Origin of the sequence: Chitinophaga sp. S165, assembly GCF_003182155.1 — a bacterium.
In the GTDB taxonomy this organism is placed as follows: Bacteria; Bacteroidota; Bacteroidia; order Chitinophagales; family Chitinophagaceae; genus Chitinophaga.
The window spans coordinates 360,673-381,534 of sequence record NZ_QGTG01000006.1 but is presented as its reverse complement, the minus strand read 5'-3'; the positions used below and the strand labels follow the sequence as shown (position 1 = coordinate 381,534).

The following is a 20,862-nucleotide window of genomic DNA, read 5'->3' as shown; positions in this document are numbered from 1 at the left end:
ACCCTGTATATACTGAAAAGGGGACCCAAACTGAGTCCCCTGAAAATGCTTCTATGAAATATCAGCTCACGATGTAGCTGCCGCAACAGGCCTTGCCTGCTTACTGGCCGGTAATGGTTTATTCAATAAACTGGCCAGCATTATATCTGCCGTCTGCAAAGCGCCTTCTACCCAGCCCTGTGCATCAGAATATGCCTCGCCACAGATATACAGCGGACAGTTATCTATCGGATGAACGATCTTATCTCTCACCTCCCAGCTCTTCACACCGATATTCCAGCTGTTCCAGCCACCGCCAAATGGGTCTTCACCCCAATCACGGAATGCGGCAGCTCTGATCTCCGGAGTATAATCCAGGTCGTGCATCTGGGTTAATTGACGGCCAATTTCTTCTACCATGCGTTCTGGCGCCTCATATTGCGCCCAGGTCTGGTTAAGGCGCGCATCGACACCATTTATCACCGGGGCTTTTTTATCGTCCACTCCAACAAACGGATTCACCATCGCTGCGCGTGCGCCACTCTTGCGCCATGCAGCGCTACGTTGTGGCCGTAAACCATCCCAGAAACCTGTATTACTGCCATCGTCATAACTGGCCAGTAGCATAGATGGTCCGCTTATAGCAGGCGTTCCATCACGCTTCGGCCAATAATAAGTCTGACGTACCGGCAGATCAGTTACAGAACGGCCTGACTGTACAGGTACGAACTTTCCTTCTGCATTGGTATATCCTGATATCCTCCACCACGGACTACCATAAGTGGTAAACAATTTGAACAAAGGACGCGGAGTGACGCTACTGATCAAAGGCTGTATACCTTTCAACGCTTCACTTTCAGGCATCAGCAGGTCCAGCGATCGCCGTGGCATAGCCAGGATCAATTTTCCTGCGTTTATCTTTTCTCCGTTAAAATCAAGCACAAACTGCCCGCCAGTAAATTCAAAACCCATTAATTTTTTCTTCAGGCGTATTTCTCCCCCGCCTTCTTGAAAAAATTGAGCCAGTACAATAGGCACCTGCTGGAAGCCGTTGGTAAATCCTTTGTACTCCGGCGAGATCCCAAAATCAGAAAGATACCAGGGAATTGCATCCGCGGCATTCCAGTTAAGCAAGGTAGAATCATAGCCGCCCGCATCTATGCTGAACTGGTATCCCTCACTGCTGATAACACGGTAGAGCAGGTTCCAGAAGCCCCAGTTGTACAGCTCAACACCATCAAAAGTGGCATTCCTTGCCATCTCCCGGCGTTGCTCTTCATTCAGCGACTCATCCGTTATACCTGGTACGATCTGTTCAATAGCATTCACGATGATGGTACCAGGACCATTTCCCGCTTCAAGGAAGGAAAGATTGTAAGGTATCCTGTCAGGGATCGCAAAGTCAAACAACCGGAGGAATTCTCCTCTCAGGTATGCGATGTTCTGGCTCTCATCCACCGGAAAATCATAAGTCGTAATTTTCTTATCTGCGGGTAACAGCGCGTTCAGATCATCAATCAGCTTCACGATCCTGAACTGATTATTTTCCAATATGCGCATTCCTCCCAGCTCAGCCACCATATCGGGGATATTTGGTGGTTTTACGGAAAGTAAACGGCCTCCTATATGATCGCTGCCCTCGAATACAACGATCTTCTGGCCAGGGAATTCCTTTTGCAGTTTCCAGGCGCTGTATACGCCGGAAACGCCTCCACCTACAATGGCGATGTCAATTTGTTCATTTGCCATAAGAAATTGGTTTTTTGAGATGATGCTTTACTGGTTATTTCGCTGATTAAACACATGACTATCCCGTCCGTCAATGACAGGAACAATAAAATAAGGTTATAAAAGAATGAGACTACCGGACTACCTGATCAGTAATCACTGGTGTTTTCATGAATATGGAATGATCTCGTGGTATATATTTTTTTGATTATTGGAGCTTTCTGCAAATAAGAATTCCCTGACAGTGATGTAAACAACAATGGAATGAGATGATTTGTTTGGGGGACTTGTAAAATGATTTTATTGCTGATCAGACGTAACCTTCAGGACAATGATTAATAAAATTAGATTGAGGACCCATTTATGGCCTTCATTAGGGGGCTTACCCAGTCAGGATATTTCTTCATATTCAAATGTAACTCACCACCTGTGATATATAAGATTTCTTCAGGAACTTGTGGTGCTGCAATATTAGGGATTGAGTTATCGTACAGGCTTACTGAATCGAATTCCCTGAAATATTTATAAAGATTCTTGTATCCATGTTCATAGTTATAACGAATGGATGGTTCCGCAACCTTATGTCCGCCAAGTTGGACACGCTGCTCAACCCTCTGAATCGATTCCTCAATAGAGTTCAGCCCCATAAATATTAAGTGAACCTCATAACCCTTCTCTTTAAATTGCCTCGCCGAGGACATCCGATCTGACGAACTGAAATTAGTCTCAAATGCATAGTCTGAACCATGATGGATCGCGTCCAGCTTTTCCGCCATAAAGATATTGCTATCAATGTACGACCATAACGCCTCACTCCCTGTCTCGGGGAATTGCTTTACGAGAGATGACATGTGCTTGTCGCCATCAAAAACATTGAGTTTTTTTCCTGTAAGTACTTTGGAGAACAAACTTTTTCCCGAACCGTTAGGTCCGGCAATAATGAAAAGCCTTGGCGCAGACATAAATTAATGCAACTCTTTAAGGATCCGCTCTTTTGAATCATTCTGATCTTGCTCGATCAAAAACATCCTTCCATCTTTATGTTGGTGGATAAACTGGTTTTTTTTAACGCAAAGGTCATTACGATAAACTAACGGCCTGTCCATTGCATATGTTTGCAACATGGCCTCATCCAATACTTCTTTAAATCGAATTACTTTTTGAACACGGGACAATTCAAAAATTAACTTATTTTGTTTACTTCGATTCATCATTAATTTATACTTGTAGGATACAAAATTAACAAAAATCTATTAACCTAAATTCTAAAGGCCTTTTACACTTGCATAGTCATTAATTTATCAATATAATAATCTGATAATAAAATATTTGCAACCTTCACAGAAGGAGTCACTCCCATTAAGATTACATGATGTGATTATGTGATCCTGGCCCCTCACATTAGCCTTCTTCAATATTATGAAAAACGGCTTATTAAGGTGTTTGTTAAGCATGAAAACATACCATCCCTTATTACCGGATTCCTGGCATTTCCAGTAAAAATAATCATAATGTCTATAAAAGAAGCCCCCGCCTGTACTCCCCATGTGAGCCTAAAATGGTATATTTATATTAGTACCGATGCCTATTCCATGTTTAAGAAAATACAACTGATTCCGCTGTTATTGCTGGTAAACTATGTCTATTCACAACAGCCCTCTTACCAGTTCTCTTCTTTGAATGTCAATAATGGCCTGTCCCACAACCAGGTCAATTGTATCTACAAAGACGCTAAAGGATTCATGTGGTTTGGAACAATGAGCGGATTGAACCGTTATGACGGTTACTCCTTCAAAGCTTTCAGACACAATGCAGCCGACTCCAACTCACTGAGCGACGACTATATCATGGGCATCTATCCCGCTCCGGAGAACAAACTCTACGTCAAAACCCGCAATGGCGATAACCTCTACGATCCCGTCAGGGAACAATTCTCCAGCGCTACCTTATGGCTGCAAAGCAAAGGGCTGTCCGGTTATTATGTGTCCGGTCTCGCTCAAACCGGCAATACCTGGTGGTTAGCTTATTCCAACGGCGGATTATACCGGATTGACAGCACCGGGCGCGCTACTAAATTCCTCATTCCCGGAAGTACAGGAGCTGCCGTCGCCGACATGAAGGAAGACGCCCAAAACAGGCTCGTTATACTCTACACCAATGGCAGGCTGGAAAAACTGGATATCAGCACCAACAGGATCGTTTATCGTAACGATCATATCATCCCCATGATAGAAAAGCCACAGGCCCCACTCCGCTTTTTCATCGATGCACAGGAAGATCTCTGGATCTATATGCTGGAAAATGACTTCGGCGTCATATACCTGAATGCGCAAAAGGGGACGATCAAACATTTGTCAAGCCGTAATGGCTTCCTGAATAACGATATCGTTAACAGCATCGTGCAGGATGATAAAAACATCATCTGGATAGGAACTGACCACGGAGGCATTAACCTGATCAATAAAAACGACTTCTCCTCCCGTTTCCTGCTCAACAGGGAAGAAGACCCCAAGAGCGTTGCAGAAAATGCTATTTATGCACTCTATAAAGATAACTTCGGCATTATCTGGTGCGGCACTTATAAAAGAGGCATCAGTTACTTCACAGAGAACATGCTCAAGTTTCCCCTCTTCAAACACAGTCATACAGATAAACAGAGCCTGAGCTATAATGATGTGAACTGTTTTGCGGAAGACAAAAAAGGGAATCTCTGGATCGGTACGAACGGAGGCGGCCTCATTTATCACGATCGCACTGCCGGTTCGTTTACCCGCTTCCAGCACCGCCCCGGCGATGATAACAGCATCAGCAATGACGTCATCGTCAGCCTGTATGTAGACGACCACGACAACCTCTGGATCGGATACTATTTTGGTGGGATGGATTACTACAACAAAGGCAGGTTCACCCACTACCAGCATAACGATAAAAATCCCAACAGCCTGGCCAACAAAACGGTCTGGAAAATATACAAGGATAAGCGTAACAACTTCTGGGTAGGTACCCTGGGAGGAGGCTTAGACAGGTTCGATCCAGGTAATGGCATCTTCTACCACAATAATGTAAATCAACCGGCCTCAGTACACTCAAACTTTATTACCGCTTTTGCAGAAGATAAACAGGGGAATCTCTGGGTAGCTACCGCCTATGGTATTGACGTCCTGGACAATTCTAAGGGCATTTTCGTACATTATCTCACCACCACCCATCAGTTGAGTAACGATAACGTTACCACCCTGTTATACGACCGGAAAGGGCATATGTGGGCGGGCACCCGTTCAGGCCTTAATGTGTTTGACGAAGCCTCTCAGACATTCAGATCATTTACAGTAAAAGACGGCCTGCCGGACAATAACATTGTCTGCATCCTGGAAGACGATGAAGGCCACCTCTGGGTCAGCACCTCCAACGGATTAGGTAAGATCACGGTAATAGAAGGTCCCGAAGGACTAACCATCAGCTGCCGGAATTACGACGATAAAGACGGCCTGCAGGGAAAGGCATTCAATGTCAATGCTGCCCTGAAGCTCAGATCAGGAGAACTTGTTTTCGGCGGAGCAGATGGGTTTAATATGTTCTCTCCCTCCTCACTGCCGCAGAATACCAATCAACCGGCTCTCGTATTCACAGGGCTTCAGTTGTTCAACAGGCCGGTAGAAGTGAATGAAAAGATAAGGAAACGGGTCATCCTCCCTACTTCCCTGTCCGAAATAAAAGAAATAGTGCTGAAGTATAATGAGAATGATATCTCTATCGATTTTGCAGCCCTGAACTTCATCAATACCGACAAGAACAGGTATGCTTACAAACTGGAGAACTTTAATAAGGAATGGCTGACCACAGATGGCAAAACAAGACGTATCACCTACACCAATATCAATCCCGGCACATACACCCTCTTACTGAAAGCCGCCAACGAAGACGGTTACTGGAACGAAGAAGGTATCTCCCTGAAAATACACATCAGGCCTCCGTTCTGGAAAACGCCCCTTGCCTATATCGCTTATGTGGTCCTGGCAATCGCCATACTGCTCCTTTTAAGAAGAAGGGTCATCAAACGGGCCCATACGCGCTTCGTGCTTGCCCAGGAAAGAAAGGAGGCCCAGCGTATGCACGAACTGGACATGATGAAGATCAAATTATTTACGAACGTCAGCCATGAGTTCCGCACACCTGTCTCCCTGATCCTTTCGCCGATTGAAGAGATCATTCAACAAACCAGGAACCAGGAAGATAAAAATAAGTTCCAGCTCATCTACCGTAATGCCAAACGTTTGCTCAACCTGGTCAATCAGCTGATGGACTTCAGGAAGATGGAAATGCATGAACTGAAACTGGACCCTGTTGCGGGCGATATTGCCGGTTTTATAAAAGAGGTGGCCTGTTCCTTCACCGACCTTGCCGAAAGGAAACAGATCAACTTCTCTTATCAAAGCAGTTGCAGCCAGCTGTATACCAGCTTCGACCCCGATAAAATTGAGCGGATACTCTTTAACCTCCTTTCCAATGCATTCAAATTTACGCCCCAGGGAGGCGCTGTAAGCCTCGATATGACCGCAAGTGCCACCGCAGATAAAACATGGCTGGAAATAAGGGTTAAAGACACCGGTATCGGTATTCCGCCCGAAAGACATGAGAAAGTCTTCGAACAGTTCTTCCAAAGCGATATGCCCGGAGGCTTCGTTAACCGGGGCAGCGGTATCGGCCTGGCTATTACCAAAGAATTCGTGAAACTCAATAACGGGTCCATCACAGTGGATAGTGAAGTCAATAAGGGCAGCTGTTTTATCGTCAGATTACCTTTTGAGCCTTCAGCAGCACCAACTATTGAAACGGTCCCTGTCCAGGTCTCTTCCCCGGTAGTGCCGGCAGCAGTAGAAGAAGACATTGTCCCTGCCTTCCTTAACGTGCAGGCAACCGAAAAGCAGACCATCCTGCTCATAGAAGACAATGACGACTTCCGCTTCTACCTGAAAGAAAATCTGAAGGACTATTACCATATTATTGAAGCTGCCGATGGCGGAGCCGGGTGGCAAAAGACCCTTTCAGGTCACCCCGACCTGGTTGTCAGCGATATCAATATGCCCGTTATGGATGGCGTGGAGCTGTGCAGGAAGATCAAACACGATAACCGTACCCGCCACATCCCCGTGATACTCCTCACCGCCATGGCCGGGGAAGAAGAACAGCTGAAAGGACTGGAAACCGGTGCGGCCGACTATATGGTGAAACCTTTCAACTTCGAGATCATGCTGTCCAGGATCCGTAACCTCCTATCCCGCCAAACAACAGTAAAACATATCATCGGCCCGATGACCACCACTGCCGATGACCCTTATATTGCCACCCCTAACGAGAAGTTCCTCCAGAAAGCACTCGCCATTGTGGAAAAGAACCTGTCCAACGCAGGCTTCTCTGTTGAAGAACTAAGCAGGGAGCTTTGCATGAACCGGGTATCCGTGTACAGACGCATTTTCTCCCTGACAGGTCAAACACCCGTAGAGTTCATCCGTACCGTACGCATCAAAAAAGCTGCCCAGCTACTGTCCAAAACAGAAATGAATGTGACGGAGGTCGCTTACGAGGTCGGCTTTAATAATCCTAAGTACTTCGCCAAATACTTCAAAATGGCCTATAACATGCTGCCATCCGCATACGTGGCCACTATGAGGAAATAGCTTTGCAAAGAGCGATACCGTTAAATGTTACATTTGATACCCCTCCTGCAACATTTTATCCCTTTTAATAAACATTGCACCTCCCTGCTTTTCAACACATAACGATACTTTTATGTTATCGTTATGAGGGACATTATGCCTGTGTACAAATTCACCAAAATCGAAACGATCGCGCATTAATTTAAAAACTTAATCTCCACGCTATGAAACGAGCCAGTATTACTGGAGGGTCATACCTATTGGTATGGATCGTGACCTTCTTTTGTGCTTTTATTATGCCGGCCCGGGCACAGAACCAATCCGGCGACGAACGGACCGTTTCCGGTACAGTTACTTCCAGGGAAACAGGCAGCCCGGTTCCGGGTGCTTCTATTACTATTAAAGGAACTAAAAAAGCCACTACAACCGATGACAAAGGAAATTTTACTATTAAGGCTGCTCCCGGCCAGGTGATCAGCATTTCATCTATGGGATTCATGCCCCGCGACTTTAAAACCGGTACTTCCGGTGCAGTCAACATCGCTTTACAGGACGATTACCGCAAACTGAATGACGTAGTAGTTATCGGTTACGGTAAAATGAAAAAGACCGACCAGAGCAGCGCACAGGTATCCATTACCTCCGCCGACGTAAACCGTACCGTAAACACAACGATAGATCAGGCCATTCAGGGCCGTGCTGCCGGTGTATACGTTACCCAGAACTCCGGTCAGCCCGGAGGCGGGATCTCTGTCAATATCCGTGGCGTCAGTACGCTCAGCGGTACCAATGAACCATTATATGTGATCGACGGGGTACAGATACAACCAGCCACTATCTCTTATGGCGCTACCAGTTCTGTCAATGCACTGGCAGGTATCAATCCGGCCGACATAGAATCCATCGAGATCCTCCAGGGCCCTTCCGCTACCGCAGTATATGGTTCCAGAGCCACAAACGGCGTGGTACTGGTCACCACTAAACGCGGTAAGGCTGGTAAAGTGAAAGTGTCTTATAACTACCTGTACACGCTCCAGGATAAACCTGAAGACATCTCCACCATGAACCTCCAACAGTTCGCGCAGATGAACAATGAAATTGATCTCCTGCTAAGCCGCGCTCCTCAACCGGAATTTCAGAATCCCGGCGTATTGGGGCACGGTACCAACTGGCAGGACGCCTTGTTCCAAACCGCACCCTTGCAGAAACACCAGGTGACCATTGGCGGAGGCTCTAACAATACCACCTATTACATGTCTGGCGAATACTTCAAACAAGATGGCGTGGCCATAGGCTCTAAATTCGACCGTTACTCCTTCCGCCTCAACCTCGACAACCAGGCCTTTACATGGTTGAAATTAAGCACCTCTCTGAACTTCTACCAGACAAAAGAAAAACTGGCTTCCACCAGCGAAGATGTTGTCAGGAATGCCATCAACCTCGCGCCGAATATCCCGGTAAGAAATCCTGATGGCAGCTGGGGCGGCGCTACAGAAAATGAATATGGCAGCAACGCCAAGTTCGCACCACTCAATCCTGTGGCCATAGCAAGCCTGGTCAACAATGATTATAAACGTACCGGCGGACTAGGCGGGGCCACTGCTGAAATAAACATCATTAAGGGACTGACCTTCCGCACCAGCTTCAATGGCAACTTTGAATATTCAGACGGTAGCAAATTCACCCCTACTTATCAGCTGGGATATAACGTCAATGAAAAGGCTACGCTGGCTATCAATAACGGCAGGAACTTCTACTGGAACCTCAATGAGCTCTTACAATATAACAGGGAAATAGGTAAACACAGCTTCGGTGTAATGGTAAGCCATGAAGCACAGGCCTGGAATGGTCAGGGCTTCTCCGCACAACGTGTAGGATTTGCAAGCAATGATATCCCTTCCCTGAACCTCGGTGATGCCCTCGGACAAACCACCGGTAGCTATAAGAATTCAGGCGCACTGGAATCTTACCTGGGCCGTATCAATTACACATACGATAACAGGTATATCCTGCAACTGGCAGGACGGGCCGACGGCTCATCCAATTTCGGTATCGAAAACAGATGGGGATACTTCCCTTCCGTTTCCGTTGCCTGGCGCATTACCGGCGAAGACTTTATGAAGGACCTGCCCTTCATCAACGAGCTGAAGATCCGCGCAGAATACGGTACTACGGGCAACAATGGTAGCGGTGGTGCACAGTTCTCCTCACTATCGGCAGTTACCTCTCCCTGGGGTGCAGGCTTCCGTACGGGACAGTATGGTAATGCCGGTCTGAAATGGGAATCTACCATGACTAAAAACATTGGCTTCAACCTCAGTGTACTGAAAGACAGGATCCAACTGGAAGGAGACTTCTATATCAAGAAAACAGATAACCTGCTGATGCCAAACCCTCTACCCGCCTATATGGGTACACAGGGCGAAGGGGCCATTAATCCTCCGGTAGTGAACATCGGTGCTATGCAGAATAAAGGCTTCGGCATCACGCTGAACACGGTGAACATCGATAACAGAAGCGGCTTCGTTTGGAGGACCAACTTTAATATTTCTTCCTTTAAAACCAAAGTCACCAAGTTCTATTCTGATGCTGCCTTTCTGTCCAGGACGGCCTGGTACATGAATAACTTCACCTCCCGTTCTGTGATAGGAGAAGCGCCCTGGCAGTTCTATGGTTATGTGGCCGATGGACTGTTCCAGTCAGTGGAAGAGATTAACGGCAGCGCCATACCTGCACAGGCAGACGGTACCCGCCTACCTGTAGCAACAGATGGTGTTTGGGTAGGAGATGTGAAGTATAAAGATCTCAATGGTGATAAGATCATTGATTCACGGGACCAGACCTACATCGGTAACCCCTGGCCTAAACTGACATTCGGTCTCACGAATACTTTCGCTTACAAAGGATTTGACCTCAGTATACTGGTTACCGGTGTACAGGGCAATGACATCTTCAATTACCTGCGTTTTGAAAATACCAATCCAAATAATATCAATCTTGGCAGGAACCTCTTGCAGGAATCCTTTGGTTATGCACGTGTATCAGACGAAGGCGGCAAAGCGCATCTGCTGAATCCCGGCACCAACGTTCCGAGAATAGTAGCTACCGACATCAATGGTAACGGCAACCGCTTCACTAATCTGTTCGTGGAAGACGGCTCATATATCAGGATCAAGAATGTACAATTAGGTTACACTATTCCACGTACGCTGCTCAAGAATCAATCTGTTGTAAACAACGTCCGTTTGTCAGCGGGCGTTCAGAACCTTGCCACCTTCACAAAGTATAAAGGATATGATCCTGAAGTAGGCGCGTACCTGGGTAAAGAAGTGCAGTTAAACAGTCAGCTGATGGGTGTGGACGCCGGTCGTTATCCTCTCACCAGATTGTATTCAGCAAGTGTAGCCGTTGATTTTTAATGAGCCTTTAAACTAACACTATGAAAAAGATGATCCACCATAAATATCTGATCACGTTTATCTGCCTGATAACACTATCAGCCTGTAGTAAGGACTTCCTGAACAGACCTCCTGAAGACGCGATCGTGGACGTGAATTTTTATAAAACATCCGATCAGGTGCTGGCAGGTACATCACCACTTTATAACATCGTATGGTTTGCTTACAACGATAAAGCCTCACATGGTATCGGAGATGGCAGGGCCGGTATACTGATGTCCGGTTCTTATCAGCTGGAAAACATCAGGATGCAAACAACAGACGTAACACCTGAAGTATATAGCTCCTGGACCTCCTTCTTCAACGTCGTGGCACAAGCCAATATGGCCATCAGTAATCTCACGAAATATACAGCCCCAAGCGTACCGGAAGCAGTGAAACAGGCAGGCATCGCAGAAGGCCGTTTTATGAGAGGGCTCGCCTATTCCTATCTGGTACAGAACTGGGGCGCCGTTCCCATTATTGTTGATAATAACACGCTGCTTACTGATACAACCATCACCAGGAATACAGTAGAATCAGTATGGGAATTCATCATCCGCGATATCCGTTTCGCTGCGGAAAATCTGCCTGCTACACCACTCCAAAAAGGACGTTTAACCAAATGGGCTGCCGAAGGTATGCTTGCTAAAATGTTCCTTACCCGTGCCGGCGTATCCGGTTCCCGTAATCAGTCCGATCTCGATAGTGCCGCATGGTACGCTAATGATGTGATCATGAACAGCGGCGCTTCCTTAATGAGCAATTACGAAGATCTCTTCCTGATGAAGAACAACAACAATCCCGAAAGCCTGTTTGCCCTGCAATGGAAATATGACGGCGATTGGGGAACACAAAACAGCGTACAGGCCTTCCTTGCCTATGGTTCTGAGATCACAGGTTTCGGAGACGGATGGGGCGGCGATCTTGGCGCTTCGCTTGATCAGCTGAAGTTATACCGTCCGGAAGATAAACGCCGCAAAGGCACCTTCATGCTGCCCGGCGATCACTACTCCTACATACACCAGTCAGTAGATGATCCTAACAACCCGGGTAAAAAGCTCATACAGGAACTGCAGGTGCCCTGGAATTTCGTGGGCAATGAAAGATACAATACAAGAGCATGGGTGAAGAAATATGTAGTAGGACGTCCCGAAGACAACGACGGCAAAGTAACACAACAGCACACAGAGATCAATACCTATATGTTACGCCTGGCGGATGTATACCTGGTATATGCGGAAGCCGTATTAGGCAACTCTCCTTCCACCAGCAACAGCGGCGCGCTTCAGTACTTTAATGCTGTACGCACAAGGGCCGGACTGGCAGCGAAAGCCAGTATTACCTGGGATGATATCCATCTGGAAAGAAGGCTTGAACTGGCTATGGAAGGACAGGCATGGTATGACCTTGTAAGGTTGCACTATTACAATCCTGCAAAAGCGCTCGCTTTACTGAATGCACAGGATCGTGGTACCTACAGGCTCGTTCCCAATTCACCGATCAATGCAACTGCCTGGACCATTACTTCAGATACGCCGGCATTCTATCCGGTAACGGAAAGCAACTTCATGCTGCCTTATCCGGCCGCAGAAATGACTGCTGCACCTAATCTGAGAAAACCACCGGTACCATACAAGTTTTAAATAAAAAAAGAAGCGTTATGACTCACTATAAATCAACTGCCATCAGTAAGATGAAATGGGTATTCTTATGCCTGCTGCCGGTGGCATTCTCATTCTTCATGTCCTGTTCTAAAGATGATGATCATACAGGTGTGCCTATTATCAACAGTGTTACCTTACTGGACTCCACTAAACAGGACAGTGCTTTCGTAAGGGCACTACCAGGCACACTTGTACTGATCACAGGACAGAACCTGGGCGGCATCACACAGGTGTCTTTCAACGGACAGAATGCCTACTTTAATCCGACTTACAACACAAATACACACCTGATCATCACCATACCCGATAATGCGCCCACAGAGGCGACAGACCCCGATGTGCCGAACATGATCCATATCGTGACAACACACGGTGAAACGTCCTATTCTTTTGTAGTAGACATTCCTCCTCCTGCTATCTGGGCGATCTCCAATGAAAATGCATTGCCCGGTGATTCACTCATCATCTATGGCGCCGCATTATGGTTGATCGACAAGATCATACTTCCCGGTGGCAGAGAAGTGGCCGACTTTGTTGCCAATGAAGCCGGTACCAGAGTTGGACTCATCATGCCCGACCTCGGCACAGATACCGGCAGGTTGATCATCGAAGCGAAATATGGCGCTACCAGGTCCGACGGACCACTCAACGATCACCAGAGCGGAGACGTGATCAGTAACTTCACCAACAACGGCGAGACAGGAGAAACAGCTGTCTTCAACTGGGCATGGTGGGGCGCTAACAGAACAAACGATGCAACACTGTACCCCGGTACAAGAGGCTACTATCTGCAGAATATCTTCGGCGGTGTCGGTGCAAATGACGGCGGCTGGTGGAATGGCAACCGCTCCGGCAATTTCAGTGATATCACAACCATGTTCACTCCCGCTATCATGACACAGCAGGCATCCGACTATGTTCTGAAGTTTGAAATGAATACTAAGGAACCCTGGACGGCAGGTATCCAGGTGTTACGCTTTGGCGACAACTACGCGTTCCGTCTCATGCCCTGGTCAACCGCCGCAGATGGCAAATTTGATACAGAAGATCAATGGATAACCGTCACCATCCCTCTATCTGAATTCAAAACAGTAGCAGATGGTGTGGAAGGCACAGGCGCCGGCGCATCCGTAATGGGAGATCTCCTAAAGCCAGGCGGCGTGGTGGCGTTCAGCTATCGCTTCATTACAGAAGCTGATCCTGTCGATGTGTACAATGCCGCATACGACAACTTCAGAATTATTAAGGTTAGATAAAAAATGTTAGTTACGGGAAAAGATCAGGTCCGCAGAAGTCTTTCTGTGGGCCTGTCTTAAAAAATGTATCATGCATAAAACTTCACGGATGAAGAGAATATCAGCTATCATTGTAATGAGTCTCGGACTATTGATAGCAACCGCCTGCAGCAAGAATGGCCATGAAAAATATGATGATGAAGACGATGGCAGTGATACAACGGGAGTGGTCGTAACACCGGATGATCCTTCACTGGCTTCCAGCATTGGTTTTTTCATGGATGCATGGACGCCAAAGAATTTCACTCCGCCAGCCTATACAGAAGTCACTCCGCCAACATCAACAACAGTCGTGGTAAATGTAGATGCATCTGCTGTCGTTACAAAAATATCCCCTGCACTTTTTGGCAACAACAGCAATCCCTATATGACGCAGATGGTAACGGAGCCCTTGCTCATGGCTCACCTCACTAATTTACATCCGCGCATTATCAGGTTCCCCGGAGGTAATATCAGCAGTATTTTCTTCTGGAACAGGCAACCCGGTAATCCTCCTGCTGATGCGCCAGCCAGTCTCCTGAATGCAGAAGGATTTCAGATAGATCCCGGTTACTGGTATGGTGGCAACACCGCTAACTGGACACTGTCTGTAGCTAACTATTATAACATGTTGCAGCAAACAGGTAACGAAGGTATCATCACCGTTAACTACGGATATGCAAGGTATAGTACCGCTGCCGATCCTGTTGCAGCAGCCGCACATCTGGCGGCTGACTGGGTACGGTATGACAATGGCCGCACCAGGTACTGGGAAATAGGCAATGAAAGCAATGGCACCTGGCAGGCAGGTTACAGAATTGATGTATCGCAGAATAAAGACGGTCAGCCGGAAATTATAAACGGGCAGCTATATGGCCGCCATTACAAAGTATTTGCCGACTCTATGCATAAAGCAGCAGCAGAAAACGGTAAAACGATCTATATCGGCGCACAACTGCTGGAACATGAACCAGCCTTCTGGGCCACGGTTACAGACAGACAATGGAACACCGGCGTCTTACAACAAACAGGCGCTGTGTCAGATTACTTCATTGTGCATAGTTATTTCACCCCCTATAACACTAACTCAAATCCACAGGAAGTGCTTGCTTCCGCAGCTCCCGTTACGAAAGCAATATTCGATCACGTATCATCTTCCATCTCCGGTAACGGTACAGCTATGAAGCCCATCGCACTCACGGAATGGAACATCTTTGCGGTCGGCTCACAACAAATGGTATCGCAGGTGGCAGGTATGCATACAGTAATGGTATGGGGCGAATTAATGAAGAATAAATATGGCATGGCCGCACGCTGGGACCTGGCCAACGCATGGGATAACGGTAACGACCATGGGCTTTTCAGTCAGGGCGAACAGGCAACAGGTGAAACGAAATGGTCGCCCAGACCAGCCTTCTATTACCAGTATTTTATGCAGAAGTTCCTGGGTGACAGATGTATCAATGCAACAGTGTCCGACAGCAATGCCAACATCAGTGCATATGCATCCACTTTTAGTTCCGGAGAAGTATCCGTAACGCTCGTCAACAGAGCTGGAATGACGCAGAACATTGCACTCAGCTTTAAGAACTTTAATCCGGGCGCCCGTTACTACTGGTATGTATTAACAGGCGGAGAAGGCAGTACCGGCTTCTCCCGTAAGGTGTTTGTAAATGACGCCGGACCTTCAGGCATTGCCGGAGGCCCGGGCAACTACAGCTCCCTTAAGGCATATGCTGCCAATACAGGCAATGGCGTGAAGATCGCCTTGCCTCCCATGTCTGTCGTCAATTTGGTTGTGGATAAAAAATAGGCGAACCAAAAGCCGGTGGCGTGTCAACGCACCGGCCTTTACGCTTTCGGCATTCCCCTGCGGGAATGAAATTTGTAATAAACGCTGAACATGTGACACACTAATAGCGGCCTTATGAATTTGAAACCGAAAGATGTATTAACAGAAAGCGAAGTCCGGCGGGGTATGAATATTGTGATCTGGGATGGGCTTGCTGCAGAAATGATGACGACCTTTACGGGTAGCGCTTTCCTTGTTGCTATGGCACTGTTAATGGGCGCAAATAACGTTCAGATCGGGATACTCGCAGCGCTGCCAACATTCACCAATATTTTCCAACTCATCTCAATATGGCTCGTCCGTAAATATAATAACCGTCGCGCAATCGCCGTATTCAGTGCCTTTCTTGCCAGGTTCCCGCTTGTATGCGTCGGCATCAGTGTACTTGTATTTTCGAACAGCTCTATCAGCATACTCATTTTCTTTCTCTTCTTTTATTACTTCTTTGGTTCCATCGCCGGTCCCAGCTGGAACTCGTGGATGAAGGACCTCGTTCCTGAGAATATGTTGGGTGTTTACTTCTCACGCCGTAGCCGATATAACCAGATCCTCGACGTAGTATTAAGTATTGTCCTCGCGGTGTTACTGGATTATGTCAAAAGCCGGTATCCGCAATATGAATTGCGCGTATACGCTATCTTCTTTATCATTGCCGGCATCGTTGGTACTATCGGAGGATATGTCCTGTCCAAAGCCCCTGAACCACAATCTTACCTGTCCAATGCCAATATCCTCGCACTTTTTCATCAACCGCTAAAGGATAAGAATTTCGGCAGATTGTTAACCTTCAACTGTGCATGGGTATTTGCACTGAACCTTGCAACCCCGTTCTTTACCGTGTTTATGATGAAAGCATTAGGACTACCAATTTCCTACATCATTATCCTTTCTATCATCAGCCAGCTGTCCAGCATTATGACCATACGCATATGGGGTACCTTTGCAGACCGGTATAGCAATAAAAGCATTATCGCATTAAGCGCCCCAATATATATCGTGTGTATCATTGCATGGTGCTTTGTAGGAATGTACTCCAGCATGTATATCAATCTAACCCTGCTGGTGCTTATCCATATATTCACTGGCATCTCCACCGCTGGTATTAACCTCTCACTCACCAATATAGGATTGAAATTAGCTCCCCGGGAAGACGCCATTGTATATTTATCACTGAAGAATATCGTCACTGCTTTCTTCTCCTCTTTAGGGCCACTGGTCGGAGGTTCGCTGGCAGACTATTTCACCAACAGAAGCCTGGTGATCACGGCACAATGGAGTAGCCCCGACATTAACAAAGCAGGCCGTCTTATCTCACTGCATGAATGGAACTTCCTTTTCCTAATAGGCGCCTTATTAGCTTTAATAGCACTGGAATTACTGGCCCATGTAAAAGAAGTGGGAGAAGTTGACAAAGACATTGTGAAAAGGGTCATGCGCACAAGTATAAAAAGAGACCTGAAAGAATATTTCCTGATAGGTAATATTATTACCTGGCATGAACAATTACGGGCAATTATCAGGTTAAAGAAAAGGAACGTATAATATCCTCTCCTGCCATCACCTATCTCAAAAAAACGGAATCGATTACGTTAAAGTTCAACACTTGTACAAACGACAACAATAAGAAAAACGGAATCGATTACGTTGAAAATAATTACTTGTTCAACTGACAACTATCAAATTTAATAGTACACGAAAACCAATACCAGACTACATCTACGGAATAAAAAGTTAAATAGCACAACATATCCGCATCATTTTTTTTCAATTAAGTGTATATTGTACCCACAATCCAGATATCCGGTTTAACCTGTTAAAGACAATCAACGACGCTGCGAAGAAAACAACCCACGAGATAAACCTGGACCGGAATATTCTGTACAAACAAAAGCACCAGTTTTTTAATAACTCATCAACCAAAGAAAACAACGTTATGACCTAAAGTAATGACTTCTTAGCCAATTCCATGTTATGCAGGGAAGTCCCTATCAGTACATTTCCTGAACCCGAAAACAGCATCCGGAGTGCCGTTAAGGGCATCCGCATGTATTCTTCCATCGTTTAATGAAAACAATATGAAACCAAGAAACTGGAGAGCCCCTCTGTGCAAGGGCCTGTCCACTCTTCTGCTACCCGTATTGCTAACCTGCAACGGGATACCGGTATTTGCCCGGTATAGTTCCACCAGCCTGTCGCAACAACAGGCAGCTACACTAAAAGGCATTATCAAAAACGCAAAAGGCGAATTCCTCGCCGGTGTAACGGTCAAGGTAAAAGGTAGTAATACCGGCACCGTATCCAGAGAGGACGGCTCGTTCCTGCTACAAGTACCCGAACCTGGCAAAGCCATACTGGAGATCAGTTACATGGGATACCAGTCGCAGGAGATTGCCCTCGCAGGCCGCAGCACTTTAGAGATCACATTAACAGAAAGCGCCAGCGGATTAAATGAGGTCCTGGTGATCGGATATGGTACACAGAAAAAAGTATCTTCCACTGCAGCTATATCATCAGTAGGTGGTAAGGAGCTCGCTAAATCAACCGTACCTAACATCTCCAACTCTCTCGCAGGAAGAGTCGCCGGCGTAAGCATGCGCCCTAATGGCGGTCAGCCGGGAGCTGATAACCCTGATATCCATATCCGGGGTATCGCCACCACCGGCAATAATGGTGCACTGATAGTCGTAGACGGTATTATCCGTAACAACATCAATGAAATACCCGCCAGCTCCATTGCTTCCGTAACAATACTGAAAGACGCTGCTGCCGTAGCTCCCTACGGTTTAGGTGGTGCTAACGGCGTACTGCTTATCACAACAAAAAAAGGTGCAAGCGGTCCGCCGCAGTTATCGTTGAATGCCTACTATGGTTACCAGTCGCCTACCTATTATCCTGACATGCTGAATGCACAGGATTATATGCGCCTGCACAACGAAGCCTACCTGAACGAGAATCCCAATGGCACACAACTGCCTTACGCACAGACCCTGATCGATAACTATCAGAAGCTGAATGCAGAAGATCCCGACAGGTATCCTATCAGTAATACCAAAGACCTCGTGCGCATGCGTGCACCTATGCAGAATTATGCACTGCAACTGACAGGCGGATCACAAACAATGAAATACTTCGTTTCACTGGGTTATCTGAACCAGTCCGGTATGTTCGATCCCGTGAAATATCAACGCTATGATTATTCAATAAACCTGGACGTACAGGCAACTAAAACTACTACTGTAAATTTTTCACTGATCGGCGCACAACAGCAAACACGTTCTGTAGATGCCGCCACAACTGTTAACATACTTTTCCGCAGTGGTTATAAATTCATCCCGATCGCTAATCTGCGCTACAGCAATGGCCTTTGGGGCGAATTCGCGGGTAACTCCCCCATCGGTATCCTGAATGCAGGGTATCAGCGCGACAACAAAAGTACAATGCTGTCTACCATCGCGGTCAACCAGGAATTGCCCTTTATACCCGGTTTAAGTCTCAAAGGGACCTTTAGCTTTGACCCGATGCAAACAACCCGTAAAGGATGGCATACGCCCTTCTATTTCTATTCGCAGAACCTATCTACCAACCCATATAGCTACACCCGGCAGATCTCCACATCTGAAGGGAACGCAGCTTCCTTCACATGGCTGAACCAGGAATATGCACAACAACGAACATACACCTACCAGGGATACCTGAATTATAAACGCACCTTCGGAAAACACGATATCACTGGTCTGGTTGTGGCAGAAGCACGCGATAGCGACTCGAGCGCCTTCTCTGCCCGCAGAAACAATTTCGGCGTAGGCATCGATGAACTCAGCATGGGTAGCTCAAACAAGAACGATTTTGATAACACCGGATCATCCTCCACCGGAAGCCAGATCGGTTTCGTATACCGCGTAGGATATAGTTATGCCAATAAATACCTGGTAGAAGCATCCGGCCGCTACGATGGTCACTATTATTTCGCGCCAGGCAGGCGCTGGGGTTACTTTCCCGCAGTATCACTCGGCTGGGTATTGTCGAATGAAAACTTCATGCACCGCGTATCAGCCATCAATTATCTGAAGCTGAGAGGATCATGGGGTAAATCAGGTAACCTCGCCGGTACATCCTTCCAGTATCTCCAGGGCTATTCCCTCTATGGCAATGCCTATGCCTGGGGAAATGGCACAATGGTACAGGGATCATTCGTACCGCGCGAAGCTAACAGGAATATCACCTGGGAAATCTCTACCAAAACAGATATAGGTTTTGAAGCATCATTATGGAAAGGATTATTAGACCTTGAAGTCGATTACTTCCGTGAAAAAAGAACCGGTATGCTGTTGCCTCCTGCCGTAACAGTACCGATCGAATACGGCCTCGCCCTGTCCGACGAGAACGAAGGCATCATGGAAAATCAGGGTATAGAGATCACAGCAGGTACAACACATCAATTTGCCAACGGACTACGTATAGGCCTCAGTGGTAACTTCAGTTATGCACGTAATAAAATGCAGCAGATCTTCGAAACGGCAGCTACCCGCAACAATCCTAACAGAAGCAGGACAGGCAGGGCTCTGGGTACGCCGTTCGGTTATCATGCACTTGGGCTCTTCACTACCGCAGACGATAAAAATAATGACGGCGTCATCAACCCCGCCGATGGTTATAACGTAATACAGTTCGGCAACCTGCACCCTGGCGATATCAGATACGCTGACCTCAGTGGTCCTGATGGAAAACCCGATGGTAAAATAGATGCCAATGATGAAACCCGGATCGGTTATCCGACATATCCATTGATCACCTATGGTTTTACACCTACTGCGTCATGGAAAGGACTTGATCTCAGCCTCTTCTTCCAGGGCTCTTCCCTGTCTGGTTTTAACATCGCAGGTTTCCAGACCATCCCGTTCAATAACAACAATAGTAACTCCGCTTACGAATACTATAACAACCGCTGGACGCCTAACAATCAGGATGCGAAATACCCACGGGCCAATCAATCTCCTTACGCTAACAATACGCAGACTTCCGATTTCTGGATAGCCAATACAGGCCTGCTCCGCCTGAAAACAGCAGTGCTGGGTTATACATTGCCTTCACATTTGCTGCAGCGTTGGAAGATGCAGGCCGTGCGTGTCTATGTATCAGGACAAAATATGTTCACCATCAGTAAGATGAATTTCATGGACCCTGAAGTAGGCTACACAGATGGTGAAGTGGCTTATCCCAATCAGAAAGTCTATGTAATGGGATTGAATGTAACCTTTTAGTTCACGC

General features: G+C 46.8%; 9 protein-coding genes. 7 read left to right on the top strand and 2 right to left on the bottom strand.

Going from position 1 to position 20,862, the window contains the following annotated elements; genetic code table 11:
* Positions 1 to 66 precede the first annotated feature (66 nt).
* Together C7475_RS22905 and C7475_RS22900 are read right to left on the bottom strand one after the other, a co-directional pair.
* Positions 67 to 1,728, bottom strand: coding sequence for an FAD-dependent oxidoreductase (locus C7475_RS22905; RefSeq protein ID WP_110055731.1), 1,662 nt, complete (start codon positions 1,726 to 1,728; stop codon positions 67 to 69).
* Between the two features lie 323 nt (positions 1,729 to 2,051).
* The gene (locus C7475_RS22900) at positions 2,052 to 2,669 is read right to left on the bottom strand and encodes a zeta toxin family protein (protein ID WP_110055730.1); all 618 of its coding nucleotides are present in this window, start codon (positions 2,667 to 2,669) and stop codon (positions 2,052 to 2,054) included.
* 549 nt (positions 2,670 to 3,218) lie between these two features.
* Here C7475_RS22900 and C7475_RS22890 point away from each other — a divergent pair.
* From C7475_RS22890 to C7475_RS22860, 7 genes are all read left to right on the top strand, one after another.
* Complete coding sequence (locus C7475_RS22890) at positions 3,219 to 7,385, top strand: two-component regulator propeller domain-containing protein (RefSeq protein ID WP_233259933.1); 4,167 nt, start codon at positions 3,219 to 3,221, stop codon at positions 7,383 to 7,385.
* Between the two features lie 203 nt (positions 7,386 to 7,588).
* Entirely contained in the window at positions 7,589 to 10,783 is a 3,195-nt protein-coding gene (locus C7475_RS22885; RefSeq protein WP_110055728.1) for a TonB-dependent receptor, read from the top strand.
* A gap of 20 nt (positions 10,784 to 10,803) precedes the next feature.
* The gene (locus tag C7475_RS22880) at positions 10,804 to 12,447 is read left to right on the top strand and encodes a RagB/SusD family nutrient uptake outer membrane protein (protein WP_110055727.1); all 1,644 of its coding nucleotides are present in this window, start codon (positions 10,804 to 10,806) and stop codon (positions 12,445 to 12,447) included.
* 17 nt (positions 12,448 to 12,464) lie between these two features.
* Entirely contained in the window at positions 12,465 to 13,724 is a 1,260-nt protein-coding gene (locus tag C7475_RS22875; RefSeq protein ID WP_110055726.1) for a glycan-binding surface protein, read from the top strand.
* A gap of 88 nt (positions 13,725 to 13,812) precedes the next feature.
* Complete coding sequence (locus tag C7475_RS22870) at positions 13,813 to 15,555, top strand: alpha-L-arabinofuranosidase (protein WP_110055725.1); 1,743 nt, start codon at positions 13,813 to 13,815, stop codon at positions 15,553 to 15,555.
* Positions 15,556 to 15,669: 114 nt separating this feature from the next.
* The gene (locus tag C7475_RS22865) at positions 15,670 to 17,136 is read left to right on the top strand and encodes an MFS transporter (protein ID WP_110055724.1); all 1,467 of its coding nucleotides are present in this window, start codon (positions 15,670 to 15,672) and stop codon (positions 17,134 to 17,136) included.
* 533 nt (positions 17,137 to 17,669) lie between these two features.
* Positions 17,670 to 20,855, top strand: a complete 3,186-nt coding sequence (locus C7475_RS22860; protein WP_110055723.1) for a TonB-dependent receptor — start codon at positions 17,670 to 17,672, stop codon at positions 20,853 to 20,855.
* Positions 20,856 to 20,862: the final 7 nt, after the last annotated feature.